Origin of the sequence: Nocardioides nanhaiensis, from assembly GCF_039542785.1 — a bacterium.
Lineage (GTDB): Bacteria > Actinomycetota > Actinomycetes > Propionibacteriales > Nocardioidaceae > Nocardioides > Nocardioides nanhaiensis.
Genome location: NZ_BAABIM010000001.1, coordinates 1,306,234 through 1,322,800 on the forward strand (window position 1 = coordinate 1,306,234; position 16,567 = coordinate 1,322,800).

The 16,567-nt window shown below is 73.2% G+C and carries 13 protein-coding genes and 1 tRNA gene; 9 read left to right on the plus strand and 5 right to left on the minus strand.

Going from position 1 to position 16,567, the window contains the following annotated elements:
- Positions 1–175: 175 nt before the first annotated feature.
- On the minus strand, positions 176–1,282 hold the full coding sequence (locus tag ABD948_RS06220; RefSeq protein WP_345263736.1) for an ATP-dependent DNA ligase: 1,107 nt from the start codon (positions 1,280–1,282) through the stop codon (positions 176–178).
- 40 nt (positions 1,283–1,322) lie between these two features.
- Between ABD948_RS06220 and ABD948_RS06225 the strand changes: the two genes are divergently transcribed.
- Positions 1,323–1,401: transfer RNA gene (locus ABD948_RS06225), tRNA-Gln, on the plus strand.
- 30 nt (positions 1,402–1,431) lie between these two features.
- Here the strand turns inward: ABD948_RS06225 and ABD948_RS06230 are convergent.
- The gene (locus ABD948_RS06230; protein ID WP_345263738.1) at positions 1,432–3,429 is read right to left on the minus strand and encodes a vWA domain-containing protein; all 1,998 of its coding nucleotides are present in this window, start codon (positions 3,427–3,429) and stop codon (positions 1,432–1,434) included.
- Positions 3,430–3,506: 77 nt separating this feature from the next.
- Positions 3,507–5,768 (minus strand): choice-of-anchor I family protein, encoded by a 2,262-nt coding sequence (locus ABD948_RS06235; protein WP_345263740.1) that lies wholly within the window; start codon positions 5,766–5,768, stop codon positions 3,507–3,509.
- A 118-nt stretch (positions 5,769–5,886) separates the two neighbouring features.
- Here ABD948_RS06235 and ABD948_RS06240 point away from each other — a divergent pair, with 118 nt between their 5' ends.
- Positions 5,887–6,609 carry a mycothiol-dependent nitroreductase Rv2466c family protein gene (locus ABD948_RS06240; RefSeq protein WP_345263742.1) on the plus strand — a complete coding sequence of 241 codons (723 nt, stop codon included), beginning with the start codon at positions 5,887–5,889 and terminating at the stop codon, positions 6,607–6,609.
- 23 nt (positions 6,610–6,632) lie between these two features.
- Here the strand turns inward: ABD948_RS06240 and ABD948_RS06245 are convergent, their stop codons facing one another.
- Complete coding sequence (locus ABD948_RS06245; RefSeq protein ID WP_345263744.1) at positions 6,633–7,127, minus strand: hypothetical protein; 495 nt, start codon at positions 7,125–7,127, stop codon at positions 6,633–6,635.
- Positions 7,128–7,421: 294 nt separating this feature from the next.
- On the opposite strand from ABD948_RS06245, the gene ABD948_RS06250 reads away from it, so the two are divergent.
- From ABD948_RS06250 to ABD948_RS06260, 3 genes are read left to right on the plus strand one after another with little or no spacing between them, the layout of a single operon-like run.
- On the plus strand, positions 7,422–9,251 hold the full coding sequence (locus ABD948_RS06250; RefSeq protein WP_345263746.1) for a hypothetical protein: 1,830 nt from the start codon (positions 7,422–7,424) through the stop codon (positions 9,249–9,251).
- 49 nt (positions 9,252–9,300) lie between these two features.
- Positions 9,301–10,809, plus strand: a complete 1,509-nt coding sequence (locus ABD948_RS06255) for a DUF2252 family protein (RefSeq protein ID WP_345263748.1) — start codon at positions 9,301–9,303, stop codon at positions 10,807–10,809.
- Positions 10,810–10,814: 5 nt separating this feature from the next.
- Positions 10,815–11,315 carry an SRPBCC family protein gene (locus tag ABD948_RS06260; protein WP_345263750.1) on the plus strand — a complete coding sequence of 167 codons (501 nt, stop codon included), beginning with the start codon at positions 10,815–10,817 and terminating at the stop codon, positions 11,313–11,315.
- On the opposite strand, the gene ABD948_RS06265 is transcribed toward ABD948_RS06260, so the two are convergent.
- A complete protein-coding gene (locus tag ABD948_RS06265) occupies positions 11,273–12,295 on the minus strand; it encodes a hypothetical protein (protein ID WP_345263752.1) in 1,023 nt (340 codons plus the stop codon). The genes ABD948_RS06260 and ABD948_RS06265 overlap by 43 nt on opposite strands.
- 66 nt (positions 12,296–12,361) lie before the next feature.
- On the opposite strand from ABD948_RS06265, the gene glmU reads away from it, so the two are divergent.
- The 4 genes from glmU to pth all read left to right on the plus strand — a co-directional run bounded on the left by glmU (position 12,362) and on the right by pth (position 16,461).
- Positions 12,362–13,855 (plus strand): bifunctional UDP-N-acetylglucosamine diphosphorylase/glucosamine-1-phosphate N-acetyltransferase GlmU, encoded by a 1,494-nt coding sequence (gene glmU / locus ABD948_RS06270; protein ID WP_345263754.1) that lies wholly within the window; start codon positions 12,362–12,364, stop codon positions 13,853–13,855.
- Between the two features lie 58 nt (positions 13,856–13,913).
- Positions 13,914–14,894, plus strand: coding sequence for a ribose-phosphate diphosphokinase (locus ABD948_RS06275; protein ID WP_345263756.1), 981 nt, complete (start codon positions 13,914–13,916; stop codon positions 14,892–14,894).
- Between the two features lie 185 nt (positions 14,895–15,079).
- Positions 15,080–15,766, plus strand: a complete 687-nt coding sequence (locus ABD948_RS06280) for a 50S ribosomal protein L25/general stress protein Ctc (protein WP_345263758.1) — start codon at positions 15,080–15,082, stop codon at positions 15,764–15,766.
- A 104-nt stretch (positions 15,767–15,870) separates the two neighbouring features.
- A complete protein-coding gene (pth, locus tag ABD948_RS06285) occupies positions 15,871–16,461 on the plus strand; it encodes an aminoacyl-tRNA hydrolase (RefSeq protein ID WP_345263759.1) in 591 nt (196 codons plus the stop codon).
- The last annotated feature ends 106 nt before the right edge of the window (positions 16,462–16,567 follow it).

A 16,567-nucleotide genomic window follows, 5' to 3' on the forward strand; every position in this document is an offset into this window, starting at 1 on the left:
GCCCCGACCCTAGTGCCACGTCCCGAAAGTTCTTGGACGCTTCGCGTCCCCATGGCACGCACATCGCGGCGTTGCCGACGCTTGCGAGACAACCCGGTATGGCGGCGCGTCGGCGCCTTGCGCTGCACACACGCCTTCAGAACGCCCACCGATCAACAACTTACGAGACGCGGCACTAGCCCTCGAGCACCTCGGCGAGGTCGTAGCGCACCGGCTGCTCCAGCTGGTCGTAGCCGCAGCTCTCGGGGTCGCGGTCCTCGCGCCAGCGCTTGAAGTGCGCGGTGTGGCGGAAACGGCTGCCCTCCATGGCGTCGTACTTCACCTCGAGCACGCGCTCGGGTCGCAGCGGGGTGAAGCTGAGGTCCTTGCCCTGGCTCCAGCGGCTCTGGGTGCCGGGCACCCGGTCGGGGTTGGCGATCGCCCACTCCTGCCAGGCGCCCCACGGGTGCTCGGAGATCGGGCACACCAGCGGCTGCAGCTCCTCGATCAGCTCGGCGCGGCGCTTCTCGGTGAAGCTGGCGCTGACGCCCACGTGCTGCAGCGACCCCTCGCGGTAGAGCCCGAGCAGCAGGCTGCCCAGCAGCGGACGCTCGGGCGTGCTGGTCTTGTGCTCGCGGTAGCCGGCCACGACGACGTCGGCGGTGCGCTCGTGCTTGATCTTCATCATCGTGCGGCCGTTCTCCACGTACGGCCCGCCGAGCGGCTTGGCGATGACGCCGTCGAGGCCGGCCCCCTCGAACTGCTCGAACCAGCGCTCGGCCTCGGCCGGGTCCTCGGTGGTGCGCGTGAGGTGGAACGGCCTGCCCTGCCCCGCCAGGCCGGCCAGGGCCTCGGTCAGGGCCGCGCGGCGCTCGGCGAAGGGGCGCTCGGTGTAGGACTCGTCGTCGAGCGCGAGCAGGTCGAATGCCACGTAGCCGGCCGGGGTCTTCTCGCTCAGCATGGTGATCCGGCTGGCCGCCGGGTGGATGCGCTCCTGCAGCACCTCGAACTGCAGCCGGTCGATGCCGTTCTCGCCGCGCAGCGCCACGTACACCTCGCCGTCGAGGACGCAGCGCGCCGGCAGCTGACGCCGTGCCGCCTCGACGAGCTCGGGGAAGTAGCGCGTGAGCGGCTTGGTGTTGCGGCTGGTGAGCTCGACCTCGTCGCCGTCCTTGAAGACCAGGCAGCGGAATCCGTCCCACTTGGGCTCGAAGCTGAGGCCTCCGTGCTCGGCCGGGTCGGGCACGCCCTTCACGGCCTTCGCGAGCATCGGGCGCACCGGCGGCATCACGGGGAGGTCCACCCGCGGGAGCGTAGTCCGGACACTAGGCTGACCGCACCGATCCCCGGTTGGTCTGCCGGCAGGGCCCGCCTGACTTTGAATCAGGACTAGCGACGTAGGTTCGACTCCTACCCGGGGAGCTCGATCCTCGGAGCCCCATCCGGGAAGCGCTACCGTCCCGGCCCCGTCGAGGGGCGCGCTCGGCGTCGACGGGCGACGACGACGGCCACCAGCGCCAGGACGAGCGCAGCCCCGGCGGCACCGCCGACGATCGGCCACGGGCCGGAGCCCTCGTCCTGCTCGGACGCCGGCTCGACGGCGTCGTCACCGGCCGCGTCGGCCGCCTCGGTGTCGTCGGTCGCGGTGTCGTCGGGGTCGTCGGGGTCGTCGGGGTCGGTGCCCTCCGGCACCTCGTCACCGACCAGGGGCGAGTCGGCGGCGGGCACCGGGAGTCCGGCGCTCTCGTCGTAGGCCGGTGCTCCGCGTCCGGCCTCGCCGTTCACCCGGACCGTCAGCGTGTAGGGCAGGTTCGCGTCCTCACCCCGCACGTTGTAGGCCACCTGGACGTAGCGCAGCCCGGCCACCGAGCTACCCGCGTCCGGGCCGAGCTCGAAGCGGTGGTCGTAGCCCACCGGCTGGGTGCGGGCGCCGGTGCGGAACGGCGTCCCGGCGGGGATGTTGCCGAAGGCCGTCGTCGTCCAGCTCGGTGGCTCCTGGGCGTAGAAGTCGACCTCGTCCCGGGCACGCAGCGGCCCGACGGCGGTCAGGCCCAGGTCGCTGCCGACCGCCGCGGCCTCCGCGGCCTCCCTCGTGATCCGGGTGTCGAGCTGGAACTGCACGTTCTGGCCCCAGTCGACGGGCACGGCGAAGACCTGCGCCTCACCGGGCTGGATGTCGGCCGACCAGGTGCCCTCCCCGATCACCGGCGCGCTGGCCAGGCTGGTGCCCGGGGCGACGTCGGTGGCCTCGGTGTCGGGCGTCAGGGGCTTCCAGGCGCCGCCGTCCAGCAGGGCGACGTCGGCGGGCGGGTTGCCCGGGTCGGCCAGCGGGGGCTCCTCGTGCACCGCGATCTCGAGCGGTTGACCGGTCAGCGGTCCGGTGTCACCGGTGCCGTGCTCGATCTCGAGCAGCAGCTCCTCGTCGGTGTTGCACGGGGCCGTGGGGTCCTCGTCCGCGCTCGAGAGGCCGCCGAGCAGGAGCGGGTTGCGCATGCCCAGCACCACCCCGATGCTGGCCTCGCTCGCGCACGAGATGCCGCCGCCGGAGGGCAGGATGGTCAGGCGCGCGGAGGCCGCGGTGGCGTCCGGGCGGCTGCGGGTGGCCATGCCGACGTGCAGCGTCGACCCAGGCACGCTGCGGGGCAGCCGGTAGTACAGCGCGCCGTCCGCCGGCATGGTGTCCAGCCACTGTCCCGGCCCGATCACCGGCGCCCCGGCCTCGGTCGCGGTGCCCTCCACCGGCGTGCCGGTGAGGTCGAAGGGGCGCGCCGCTCGCGCCGCGGACGTCGTCAGCCCGCTGATGATCTCCTCGACGTCGTCCGCGTCGTAGTAGGTGCCCCGGCCGGCGTCGGCGACGCACTGCAGCTGCTCGCGAGCGGCCCCGGAGACCGACAGGCCGACCACGTCGATGCGCACGTCGACGCCGTCGCGCACCAGCTGCCGGGCCACGGGGCACGGATCGGGATCGCACGTGGGCTCGCCGTCGGAGACCAGGACGATGCTGCGCTGCCCCTCCTCGCCCAGGTCCTCGCCGGCCTGGCGCAGGGCGTACCCGGTCGGCGTCTCGCCGTAGGGGCGGTAGGACTCCACCGCGGCCCGCAGCTCCTCGCGGTTGTCGGTGCCGAGGTCCACCACGCGCTGGGAGTCCTGGCAGGCACCCGGCTGGCCGGCGAGCTCGACCTCGGCGCCGAACACGCGCAGGGCCACCTCCTGCTCCTCGGGCAGGGTGTCGATGACCTCGCCGAGCGCGGTCCGCGCGGCCTCGATCCGGCTCTGCCCGCCGCCGGCGGGCTCGGCCATCGATCCCGAGGAGTCGAGCACGAGCACGAGCTTGCCGGGGGTGTCGGCCGCCCGCTCGCCGTCGACCGCCGCGGGTGACGTCGGGGACGCCGACGGGCCCGCGGCGAGGAGCAGTGTCACCACGGCGGAGGTCAGGAGTGGGAGGCGCACCGGCCTCTACTTCCCTGGCGGGTGCCGCCTCAATCATTGGCGCCCCGCCTCCTGCCCCCGCCGCGGGCGGGCGCGAGCTAGCGGCGCACCTGTGGCGACGCAGAGCGCGCGAACGCGGCGGTGCCGGGGTAGACGGCACGCACCCGCTGCACGCCACGGCCCACGCTCACCCGGGCGACGCCGCGGGTCAGCTTCACCGAGCGCGTGCGCTGGCCGAGCCGCACCGTCACCCGGCCGGTGGGAGCGACCCCGGTGTCGGTGTTGCCCACGCGCACGACGGCGCGGCCCGCCCGGGGGAGCCAGCGCAGGGCGGTGGCGGTGCGCGCCTTCAGCACCCGCAGCGAGCGCGTCGTCGAGGAGGGCGCGACCGCCCCGGCGTCGGCCGGCACGAAGGCCACGGTCAGGCGGTAGGCAGCGGGGCGCAGCCGTGCTGGCAGCACCGGCCGGGCGACGCCGTCGACGACGGGGGCCGAGGCCACGGTGCGGGCGCCGTCGCGCACGACCACGCGACCGGCAGGGGCGGGACCGTCGCCCTCCATGCTCACCGCGACGGTGGGCCGCAGCGGCGCACCGAAGCGGCTGGTCGCGGGCAGGCCGCCGACGACGACGGCGCTGGCCACCGGAGCCAGCTCGGTGACTCCGAAGAGCGTGGTGGTGCCGGAGACCTCGTTGCCGACCGCCACCAGCGGCTGTCCGGTCGGGGAGTCGGCGGCCGAGATGAACTCGACGCCCTCGGGGCCGAGGTCGCCGGCGTCGTCGAGGACGGCGGCGGGGTCGTCGGCGTCCTCGACGGAGACCGAGAAGTCCCGGTTGTTCACGTAGGTGACGAAGGTGGCGTCGGCCGGCGCGGTGATGTCGTAGACGGCGAGCCCACCGACGCGCTCGAACCCGATGAAGGCGTAGGTGCGGCTGCCGACCTGGCCGATCGCCAGGTTCTCGGGCTCGGGGCCCTTGTCGTCGCTGCGCCCCTCGAGGTTGCTCTCGGAGTGGTTGGAGTTGAAGAACTCCGGCAGCGCCTCGGCGGTGACCCGCTCGAACTCGTCGCCGGAGTCGAAGACCTGCTCGCCGTCGGTGGTCCAGATGGAGAACGAGCGGCTGCCGAAGGAGTACAGCTCCTCGTAGCAGGTGCCGTCCTCGCTGAGGCCGCTCGCGGTCGAGACGTTGATCCGGCCGAGGTCCGCGTCGGCCAGCAGGTCGGCGGCCGGCGCGTCCTCGCAGACCGGCGGCAGGCCGTCGTCGCCGAGGTCCTTCGCCCGGGCCGGCTCCACGTAGTCGCCCCACTCGCGGGCGTCGCCCTCGTTGGCGGTCACCAGGTAGGTGCTGCCGCCGGCGGCGTAGGACTCGATCCCGTCGGGCATGTAGATGCCCTTCAGCTGCCGGGGCTCGATGGCGATCGCGTCGTCGCGGTCGGAGCTGTCGATGCCGTGCCCGGCCACGCTGTGGTCGGCGAACCCGAGCGGCCAGATCTCGGTGACCTCGGCGGTGTCGAGGTCGACCACCGCCACGGCGTTCGCCTCCTGCAGCGCGGCGTAGGCGACGCTGCCGTCGGGCTCGAGCGCCACGTACTCGGGCTCGAGGTTGGTCGAGACCCGCCGCTCCTCGTCGAGGACGGGACCGAAAACGCGGACGTCCTCGGGCAGCGACCTGGTGCCTCCCTCCTCGAAGTCGTGGAAGTCGGCCGTGCGGACCGCCGACTGCTCGGGTGCGGCCAGCCCCTCGGGCAGGTCGATGACGCCGACCGAGCCCTCGGGGTCGACGGAGAAGTCGTCGGCCGGCTCGCCCTCGTTGGCCACGACGGCGCGGTCGCCGTCGTCGCTGATCGTGACCATGTCGGGCTGCGCGCCCACCTGGACGGCGCCGAGCCACTCGAGCGTGGTGGCGTCGAGGAACGCGATCCAGCCGTCGTCGGTCTTGACCGGCGCCTCGACGGCGACCGCCACGAGCCCGTCGGCCCGGATCGCGATCGAGTTGGCCGAGGTGCCCTCGGGGAGGCCCTCCACGTCCGCGGCCGCGAGCGACTCGACGAGCGTGGGGTCGGTCGGGTCCCCGGCGTCGAGCACGTCCACCGTCCCCGACTCCGCGTTCACCACGAACAGCTGGTCGGTGGCGGCGTGGAAGCGCACGATCTCCGCGGCCGAGGCGTCGAAGACCCCGGTGCGGTAGGTGCCGAGCGGTGCGAGGTCGAGCGCGGCGTCGTCCGCGGGCGCCACGATCGGCTCGACGGCGGCGGCGACCGTCGGCGCGGCCAGGGAGGGGGCGGCGGCGAGCACCGGCAGGCAGAGCGCCAGGGTCGCAGCGGGCACGGCGAGGCGGGAGAGGGAGGGCAGGTGGGTGTGCATGGGCGCAACGTAGGGACGACGAGGCCGTGGCGAGGGTTGCCCGGGCGACAGGGAGACGTCAACCCGGCGAACGCTCGGTGTCGTGCGTCGCGCTCTCTGCCGGTCCTACCCTGGCCGGGTGAGCGATCGCGACGTCCGGTTCTGGTTCGACCCCGTCTGCCCCTTCGCCTGGCTGACCAGCCGGTGGGTGCGCACCGTGCAGTCCCAGCGCGACCTCCAGGTCGAGTGGAGCCTCATCTCGCTGCGGCTGCTCAACAAGCACGTCGACTACGACGCGCAGTTCCCTCCCGAGTACGAGGCCGGGCACACCGCCGGTCTGCACCTGCTGCGCGTGTTCGCGCACGTGCGCGACGACCACGGTCCCGACGCCGTCGCGCGGCTGTACCCGGCGGTCTCGGGGCGCATCTTCGACTCGGCGCCCGGCACCTTCGACACGCACCGGCCCGGCGTCGCCCGCCGGGTGCTCGCCGAGGCGCTCGACGACGTCGGGCTGCCCGCCGGGCTGGTCGACCACCTCGACGACGCCTCGCGTGACGCCCAGATCCAGTCCGAGACCGACGAGGCGCTGGCACTGACCGGCAAGGACGTCGGCACGCCGATCCTGCACATCGCCCCGCCCGAGGGTGCGGCGTTCTTCGGCCCGGTGATCAGCCGGCTGCCCTCGGACGAGGACGCCGGCCGGTTGTGGGACCACGTCGTCGGCCTGGCCACCTTTCCGGGCTTCGCCGAGCTCAAGCGCAGCCTGCGCGAGCTGCCGCAGCTGCGCGCGCTGGGCGTGGACGACGACGAGGTCGGCGTCCAGGAGGACTGGCACGGCGGGAGCCGGCGCCAGCACCGCTGAGGATCGACAGATCTGTCGGCTGGTCAGCCCACAGGGACGTACGTCGCCAGGCGCTGCACGAGGAAGCGGCTGTAGATCACGCCCAGCATGGCGGTGCCGCGGAACGCGTGGGCCTCGCCGCTGGCGGCATCGACCACGACCGGCCGAGCCAGACATGCGAACTTCACTCGCTGCTGGCTGCTCGCCCACTCGACGGCCTGGCGGTCGACCCGGGCGCCGACGAGCACGGGGAGCACGGCGACACCGGTCTGCAGCCCGCGTGGCAGCCCGCCCTTGTGGTCGGTGGCAAAGGTCTGGCACCGCTCGGTGAAGTCCTGGATCAGCCCCACGGTCACGTGCGCTCGAACCGCAGCGATGGTGAAGGTGTGCAGTCGAGTCAGTCCCCAGCTCAGACGGAAGTCCGAGCGTCGGGCGACCAGCACGTCATACCCCGGGACAGTCGCCCGCTGCGTGCTGCATCCGTCGGCCAGCAGGCGCTGTTCGAGGCCCTGCACGTAGCCCTCGAGGTCTGTGGTCACCCGGAGATCTTGCCAACCGCGGTCAGGCAGGTCGTGGCCACGTCGCCGGGTCGACCTCGAGGCGACCGTCGCGCAGGGTGACAGGTGTGTCTTGACGCGGGTGGGCGAGGCGTTGCAGCGGTGCGGTGCTGTGGTCGCCGGTCTGGCCGGGTGGTCCGTTGCGTTCGTGCGGGACGACGTGGTCGAGGTCGGGTGGTCGACCGGTGCGGTGGGTCCTGCGACCGGATCGTCCATTCCGCCGTGCGCGTCGGTGAGCGCGGTTACTGTCCGGTCAGCCGACCGAGGAGCCCTGCGTTGAACCGTCCGCTGACCCTGCGCCTGGCGGGAGCCGCCGTCGCGTCGGCCCTCGCAGTGACGCTCGTCCCCGTCACAGCCTCCGCCACGATCGGCTGGGAGCCGGGCGCGTTCGCCTTCCCGGAGGGCACGCTGAGCGAGCACATGAGCCGGATGGTCGTCGACGACGACGGCGACCGCCACGTCGTGTTCCGCGACGCCGCCTTCGACCTGAAGCTCGTGGAGATCCCCGCCACCGGCCAGGCCGAGCCGCCGGTGACGCTGTCGGACTCCGACGTCAGCGGCAGCGCCATCTACCCGGAGCTGGTCGTCGACGCCGAGGACCGGGTGACGGTCGTCTGGCAGGCCAACGACCGAGGCGCAGCGTCGGTCATGGCGCGCACCGTCGCCCCCGACGGCACGCTCGGCGCGCTGCACACGCTCTCCCGGGCCGGCGAGATGGCCTACCGCCCCCAGGTCGCCCTCGACACGGCCGGGGTCGCGACCGTGGTCTGGCCCGTCGAGGGCGGGTTCCAGGCCGCCGACGACACCCTGCAGATGCGCCGGCTCGACACCACGGACGACACGGCGCCGGCCCCGGTCGTGGTCCTGGACGCGCCGCAGGGTCCGGCTCCCGACTACGCCTACGTCCGCAGCCCCGCCCTGGCCGTGGACGGCGAGGACCGGGTGACGGTGACGTGGGTGCGCGACGCCGGTGGGAAGGAGCGGCAGGCCTCGCTGCGTGCCCTGCGGGTCGCCGCCGACGGGACGCCGGGTCCGACCGCGACGGTCTCGGACGCAGCGACCACGAGGCTCGACCTCCCCGAGGTCGCCGTGGCTCCGGACGGCACCGCCACGGTCGTCTGGACCGGCTTCACACCCTCGCCGCGCACGTGGGTCAACCGGCTGGCGCCCGCTGACGGGAGCCCCGGGGAGCCCGTCGTGGTCTCGGCCGCCGGCACCACCAGCGTCGACGACGCCGTCGTGACCGTCGATCCGCAGGGGCGCGCCACCGTGGCGTGGCAGGCCCTCGACGCAACCGGCGTGACCATGCTGCACACCCGCAGGCTGGCCGCCGACGGTGCGCTGGAGGCCGTCCGCCCGACGCTCGGACCCATCGCCCTGACCACCGGGCGCTTCGGGATGTTCGACGCCGCTGCAGACGCCGCGGGTCGGGTCACGGTGGGCTTCGTAGGGGCTGAGAGCGCGGGCCCCCGCATCCACGCCGTGCGGATCGGTGAGGACGGCACCGCCAGCACGACGCACCGCCTGGGGCGCACGGGCACCTTCGGAGGCTTCGACGAGTTCCTCGACGTGGGCGTCGACGCGGGCGGGCGCGCCTCGGTCGCCTGGGTGCTGGACGGGGCGGTCCGCGTGCGCCGCTCCATGCCGCCCGGCGCGCTCGTGAGCGCCGACACCCTGGTCCTGGCCGGGCCCGCCGAGGGCGGCGCCACGACCGACACCACACCGACCTTCGCGGTCGAGGGCGACACGGTGCAGTCGACGCTGGAGTGCCGCATCGACGCCGCCGCCTGGGGGCCGTGCTCCTCGCCGTGGACCTCGCCGGCCCTGGCGCTCGGCCGGCACCTGTTCGAGGCGCGCGCCACCGATGCGGACGGCACTGCCGCGGACGCCACGCCGGCCGCACGTACGTTCACGGTGACCCGGGCGACCCCTCCGCCGGGGCCCAGCCGCGCCTGCCGCGAGGCCCGCGCCGACCTGGCCCAGGCACGCAAGCGCGTGCAGCGGATCAAGCGCAGCGACCTGCCGCCCCGGGTCAAGCGAGCCCGCCTCCAGACCGCCCAGCAGAAGGTGGTCCGGGCCCAGCGCGCCGTCCGCCGGGCCTGCTGAACGGCAGGACGCCGCCGAGCTGACCTGGACCGTGATGTAGACATCCGGCATGCCTGCCGAGCTCGCCGACCTGACCCGTGACCGCCTGACCGAGCTCGCGCGTGAGCACGACGTGCCCGGTCGCTCGGCCATGACCAAGGCCGAGCTGGTGGATGCCCTCGTCGCCCGCGGGGTCACGGGCGACGTCGAGGCCGACGAGCCCCAGCCGTTCTCGCGGATGGCCGCGTTCCGCGACCTCGCCCAGCAGCGCGCGGCCGGCGCCATGGTCTTCCTGCCGCGTCACCTGACCGGGCACGAGCGACGGCGGCACGTGCGCCAGACGATCCGCGAGGACCACGAGACCCGCATCTCGAGCCGCAGCCACGACGCGGAGGCGAAGTTCGAGAAGCTGTACGGCTCCTGCTTCTCCTTCTTCCGCGGCACCGGCCTGCTGTTCTACCGCGACATGGCGGGCGAGGACGCCGAGATGCCGACCGTCCTGACCCTCGGCGACGTGCACCCGGAGAACTTCGGGGTGATGCCGAGCCGCGACAACGTGCCGATCTTCGGCGTCAACGACTTCGACGAGGCCTACTACGCGCCCTTCACCTGGGACCTCAAGCGTGGCGCCGTGGGCTTCGTGCTCGCCGCCGAGGAGGAGGGGCAGCTGGGGGAGAAGCAGCAGCGCAAGATCGTCCGGGCCTTCGTGGAGGGCTACATCGAGGCGATGCGCAGCTACGCCACCGACGCCACCGAGCAGGCAGGGCAGATGCGGCTCGACAACGCCCCTGCGATCATCCGCGACCTGATCGAGTCCGCGCTGGAGGATCGCGAGGCCTGGCTGGACCGCAAGTACGCCGACGAGCAGCGCCGTGGCTTCCGGGCCGACGACGAGCACGTGCCGATCACCAGCCGCGTGCCGCAGTTCCAGGAGGTGCTCGACCGGTTCGTCGCCGAGAGCGGCCTCGAGGTGCCCGAGCGCGCTGCGGGGATGCGGGTCAAGGACGTCTGCGAGCGGCACGGGCAGGGCACCGCCTCGCTCGGCCTCCCGCGCTACTACCTGATGATCGAGGGCCCGGCCGCCGATGGCACCGACGACCTGCTCATCGAGTTCAAGCAGGCTCGTCGCTCGGCCCTGGCCGGCCTGGTACCGCCGTCGGACTTCGAGGTCGACGGCAACGCCGAGCGCATCTCGCACGCCCAGGGCGTGCACCTCGTGCGGGGCGACCGCTTCTACGGCGCCGTCGAGATGGACGGGTTGAGCTTCATGACGCGCGAGCGCGCCCCCTACCGCGACAGCATCGACCTCGACGACCTCTCGAAGAAGCAGTGGCGCACCTACGCGCGGGTGTGCGGGGCGTCGCTCGCGCAGTCCCACGCCCTCTCCGACGAGGCGGGGCTCGTCGACCACGACATCGAGCCCGACATCCTGGCCGCCATCGGCCCCGAGGAGCTCTTCGTCGAGGACCTGCTCGGCTTCGCCGTGGAGTCGGCCGCCCGGGTGCGCGCCGACCACGCCCACTTCCGCGCTGACCACGAGCTCGGTGCCTTCCGCTTCGTCGACCGGTTCTACCGGTGAGCCCGGTGAGCCGGCCCCTGCGTCGCGACGACGCCGTCGAGGCCTCGGTCGTGGTGCGCGCCGCCCCCGCCGCGGTCCGCGCGGTCGTGGCGGACCCGCTGCGCTTCCCCGAGTGGAGCCCCGAGTGCGTCCGGGTCACCTGGCTCGATGCCCACCGCTTCCGCGGCTGGAACCGACGGGGGCTGGGGGTGTGGTGCACGACGGCGCGAGTCGTGGCCCGCGAGCCGGACGAGTTCGCCTTCGTGGTGCGGCTGCTGGGTCGCGACTTCACCCGCTGGAGCTACCGCACGCAGCCGCACCCCGACGGGACGCTGCTGACCGAGGAGGTGCGGATGTGCCTCGACCTGCCCGTCCCCGTGCGCGCCTTCGAGGTGGCGCTGATGGGCGTGCGCGACCGGCGGGCCGACCTGCAGCGCAACCTGGAGCAGTGCCTGCGGCGGATCCGCGACGTCGTCGAGGGCTCTCAGGCCTCGGCGAGCACCGCGGCGAGCTCGGGGGAGTCGTAGAAAGGCGCCAGCCGCGCGCGCACGATGCGCTCGAGGTCACCGCTCTGCTCCGCGGCGGAGAGCACCCGCGGCACCAGCGACTGCGCGCGGGCCACGAGGTCGTCCCGGGTGAGGTCGAGGTCCTCGACCAGGGTCGCCACCGGCAGCTCGCCGTAGGTCTCCCACAGGCCGGCCACGACGGCGTCGACGAGCGCGAGGACCGGTGCCGAGACGGCGGCGTCGATGACGACGTCCTGCACGGTGCCCGCCACGGCCAGCACCTCCTCGCGCTCGGCGACCTCGTGCGCGCCCCGGACCGGCCGGTCGGCGTAGCGGTCGTAGGCCTGCAGCACCGCCTCGCGCGTGGTCGGGTGGCGCAGCGTCTCGACGACCACGACGTTGAGGCGGCGCATCGCGAACCCGGCGCCCTTGCCTGCCGTGTCACCGAGGACCGACTCGATCTGCTTGTCGGCGGCACCGAAGACCTTGCCGGCGGCACCGGCGCCGAACGAGACGAGCCCGCCGACACCGGGGATCTTCTCGGCCGCCGCGCGGTTGGCCTGCAGCACCCCCGTGGCCACCTGGACCACGAACCGCGCGGCGAGCCCCGCCACCAGCGGGTTGTGGCTCAGGTCGTCGAGCAGTGCGTGCACGAGGTCGGTGCGGGCCAGGCCCGCGTCCACCAGCGCCGCCACGTGGTCGCGGTCGACCACCTCGGCCAGCGTGAACGACTCCTCGGGCCCGGCGTGGGCGCGGTCGGCCAGCACCTCGACCAGCGTGGCGGTCAGCGTGCTGGGCGGCACGCGCTGCGCCAGCAGCCGCGTCACCTCGCCCACCTGCTCGACCCCGACCAGCTCCTCGAGGCGGATCCGGGTCCCGGCGTCCAGCAGCTCGTCGACGACGTCGGCGGTCAGGTCGGGCAGGCCGGGCCCGGTCATCTGGCCCACCGTCCAGGCGACCTGGGCGTCGAGCAGGCGGGCGGCGAGCGGGGAGGCGGGCACGGCGCCAGTGTGCGACACCCGGCGTGACTACAGTGAGCCGGACCCCGACCCCAGAGGACCCCACCCGTGCCCACGCGAGTCCCGAGCTCCGCCCAGAGCAGCCCCGTCAGTGTCATCGTCCTCGCCGCCGGGGGCGGCACGCGGATGCGGTCGAAGACCATGAAGGTGCTGCACCGCGTGGCCGGCCGCAGCATGGTCGAGCACGTCCTGGTCGCCGTCAGCGCGCTCGAGCCGGCCCGCGTCGTCGCGGTGGTCGGGCACGGCCGCGAGCAGGTGGGGCCGCACATCCAGCAGGCGGCCCCGCACGCGCTGCTCGCGGTCCAGGAGGAGCAGCACGGCACCGGTCACGCCGTCCGGGTGGCCGTCGAGGCGGTCACGGCCGTCGACGAGCGGCTCCAGGGCACGGTGCTCGTGGCCTACGGCGACACGCCCCTGCTCACGGGGGAGTCGCTGAGCGCCTTCGCCGCCGAGCACGAGGCGGCGCAGTGCGCCGTCAGCATCCTCTCCGGCGAGGTGCCCGACCCCACCGGCTACGGCCGGGTGGTCCGCGACGAGGACGGCGAGGTGCTCGCCATCGTCGAGGAGAAGGACGCCGACGCCGACCAGCGCCTGATCCGCGAGATCAACTCCGGGATCCTCGCCTTCGACGCCGAATTCCTCGCCGAGGCCCTGCCGCAGATCGGCAACGACAACGCCAAGGGCGAGTACTACCTCACCGACGCCGTGCAGCTGGCGCGCGACGCCGGCCTGACCGTCGGTGCCTACCCGATCGAGGACTGGCTGCAGACCGAGGGCGCCAACGACCGCAAGCAGCTGGCCGACCTGGGCCGGATCATGAACCAGCGCATCGTCGAGCGCTGGATGCGGGAGGGCGTCTCGGTGATGGACCCCGCCACCACCTGGATCGACGCCGACGTGGTGCTGGCGCAGGACGTGACGATCCTGCCGGGCACCCAGCTGCTCGGTGCCACCGTGGTCGGCGAGGACGCCGTCGTCGGGCCCGACACCACGCTGCAGGACTGCGAGGTCGGCGCCGGCGCCCGGGTGGTGCGCACCCACGGCGAGCTGGCCGTGGTGGGGGAGGGGGCGACCGTCGGTCCGTTCTCCTACCTGCGTCCGGGCAGCGTGGTGGGGGCCGCGGGCAAGATCGGGGCCTTCGTGGAGACCAAGAACGCCACCATCGGCGAGGGTGCCAAGGTGCCGCACCTCTCCTACGTGGGGGACGCCGAGATCGGCGAGGGCGCCAACATCGGCGCCGGCACGATCTTCGCCAACTACGACGGCGTGGCCAAGCACCGCACCCGTATCGGTCGGCACGCCAAGACGGCCTCCAACAACACCTTCGTGGCGCCGGTCGAGGTGGGCGACGGCGCCGGCACGGGCGCGGGGACCGTGGTGCGCCGTGACGTGCCGCCGGGCGCGCTCGCCGTGAGCAGCGGCCCCCAGCGCAACCTGCCCGGCTGGGCGCAGACCCGGCGCGCCGGCACCCCCCAGGCGGAGGCCGCCGAGCAGGCGGCCTCGCATGACCGATCTCACGATGGCGACGGCGGATTGGGCTGATCGGCACTCCGGCGGCAGAATCGGGCGACGACCCGCCCGGCGACCTCAGGAGCAGCACGTGACCGGATGGAAGAAGACCACCGAGAAGAACCTGATGGTCTTCAGCGGGCGGGCGCACCCGGTGCTGGCCGAGCAGGTGGCCGAGCTGCTCGACACCGAGCTGGTGCCGCAGTCGGCCTACGAGTTCGCGAACTCCGAGATCTACGTGCGCTTCGAGGAGTCGGTGCGCGGCTGCGACGCCTTCGTGCTCCAGAGCCACACCGCTCCGATCAACGAGTGGATCATGGAGCACCTGATCATGGTCGACGCCCTCAAGCGGGCCAGCGCCAAGCGGATCACCGTCGTCATGCCCTTCTACGGCTATGCCCGCCAGGACAAGAAGCACCGCGGCCGCGAGCCGATCACGGCCCGGTTGATGGCCGATCTGTTCAAGACCGCGGGTGCGGACCGGCTGATCGCGGTCGACCTGCACGCCGACCAGGTGCAGGGCTTCTTCGACGGTCCGGTCGACCACCTGATGGCGATGCCGATCCTCGCCGACTACGTGCGCGAGAAGTACGGCGACCAGAGCCTCGCCGTGGTCTCGCCCGACGCCGGTCGCATCAAGGTCGCCGAGCGCTGGTCGGCCCGGCTCGGCGGCGCACCCCTGGCCTTCATCCACAAGAGCCGCCGCACCGACCGGCCGAACGAGACGGTCGCCAACCGCGTGGTCGGCGACGTCGAGGGCCGCATGTGCGTGCTGGTGGACGACATGATCGACACCGGCGGCACGATCGTGAAGGCCGCCGACGCCCTGATGGAGGAGGGGGCGGCGGGCGTCGTCATCGCGGCCACCCACGCCATCCTGAGCGACCCCGCGGTCGACCGGCTCAAGAACTGCTCGGCGGCCGAGGTGATCGTCACGAACACGCTGCCGATCCCCGCCGACCGGGAGTTCGACAAGCTCACCTGCCTGTCCATCGCGCCGCTGGTCTCCCGCGCGATCCGCGAGGTCTTCGAGGACGGCTCGGTCACCAGCATGTTCGACGGCCATGCGTAGCGGGAGCTGAGCAGTCCCGATTGGCGTACCACCCGACCCGAGCCGTAGGCTTGGGAAGTTGCCTCGGCGAGGGGCCCCGCAGTGCGGGAGCCCGTGATCGACTGGGCGGGCTCTCGTGCCCACCGGATCACGTCGTGGCGCCACCGACATCCGATCCGCAGCCCCAGCACGAGGAGAGCACCACCATGTCGACCGAGAACATCAAGGCCGAGACGCGCACCGAGTTCGGCAAGGGTGCCGCCCGCCGGATCCGCCGCGAGCACAAGGTGCCGGCGGTGCTCTACGGGCACGGCAACGACACCCGTCACGTCACCCTGCCGGGTCACGAGACCATGATGGCGCTTAAGCACGGCGGCACCAACGCCCTGCTGGAGCTGGAGATCGACGGCGAGAAGCAGCTGGCGCTGACCAAGCAGGTCCAGGTCGACCCGATCCGCCGCACGCTGGAGCACATCGACTTCGTGGCCGTGCGCCGTGGCGAGAAGGTCACCGTCGAGGTGCCCGTCTCCATCGTCGGCGACGCCGCCCCCGAGACCCTCGTGGTCGTCGACACCAACGAGATCGAGCTCGAGGCCGAGGCCACCAACATCCCCGAGACCATCGAGATCGACATCGAGGGCTTCGAGGTCGGCACCCAGGTGCTGGCCGGCCAGCTCACGCTGCCCTCCGGCTCGACGCTCCTGCTGGACCCCGAGACCCTCGTGGTCAACGTGACGGCCGCCCCGACCGCCGAGGAGGTCGAGGCCGAGCTGGAGGAGGCCGAGGCCGAGGCCGGCATCGAGCGCGACGAGTCCGACGAGGAGAAGGCCGAGGCCGCCGAGGGCGCCGAGGACGAGCAGGGCGACGACGACAAGGGTGGCGACGAGGAGTGATCCTCGGCCGGCTCAGGTGGTTCCTGGGCCGAATGGTCTCACCGGCGTCCGCGGGCGCGGCGCCGGTGGGACACCCCGACCCCGCAGGAGAGCAGGAGGTTGACGTGGCCGACGTCTGGGTCGTCGTGGGGCTCGGCAACCCCGGCCCCGGCTACGCCGGCCACCGCCACAACGTGGGGTACCTGGTGCTCGACGAGCTCGCCTCGCGACTGGGCAGCGGGTTCCGGGCCCACAAGTCCGGCCGCGCCGACGTCGTCGAGGGTCGCCTCGGTGCCCCCGGCTCCGCGGAGGCCCCGCGCGTGGTGCTGGCTCGTCCTCGCTCCTACATGAACGAGGTCGGCGGACCGACCAAGGCGCTCACCACCTTCTACAAGGTGCCCGTGGAGCGCGTGGTGGCCATCCACGACGAGCTCGACATCGGCTTCGGGACGCTGCGGGTCAAGCGCGGGGGTGGCGACAACGGCCACAACGGGCTGAAGTCGCTGCGCTCCTCGCTGGGCAGCGGCGAGTTCTACCGGGTGCGGGTGGGCATCGGCCGCCCGCCAGGTCGCAAGGACCCGGCGGACTTCGTGCTCTCCGACTACTCCGGCGCCGAGCGCAAGGAGCTCCCCTTCCAGGTGGACCGGGCAGCGGACGCCGTCGAGTCGCTGCTCGAGCACGGGCTCGAGCGCACCCAGCAGCAGTTCAACAGCTGACCCCCGCTGACTCCCCGCCTGGATCTGCCCAGGTCACAGGCCCTGTGAGGCCTGCGTCACCCTCGTAGATGCCAGGGCTGGTATTCGTTACCCAGGCTTGTACCAA

Excerpts from the sequence above, each read along its gene's own strand:
- ABD948_RS06235 (WP_345263740.1), bottom strand. The coding sequence starts at position 5,768 with ATGCACACCCACCTGCCCTCCCTCTCCCGCCTCGCCGTGCCCGCTGCG.
- ABD948_RS06255 (WP_345263748.1), top strand. The coding sequence starts at position 9,301 with ATGCCTGCCGAGCTCGCCGACCTGACCCGTGACCGCCTGACCGAGCTC.
- ABD948_RS06280 (WP_345263758.1), top strand. The coding sequence starts at position 15,080 with ATGTCGACCGAGAACATCAAGGCCGAGACGCGCACCGAGTTCGGCAAG.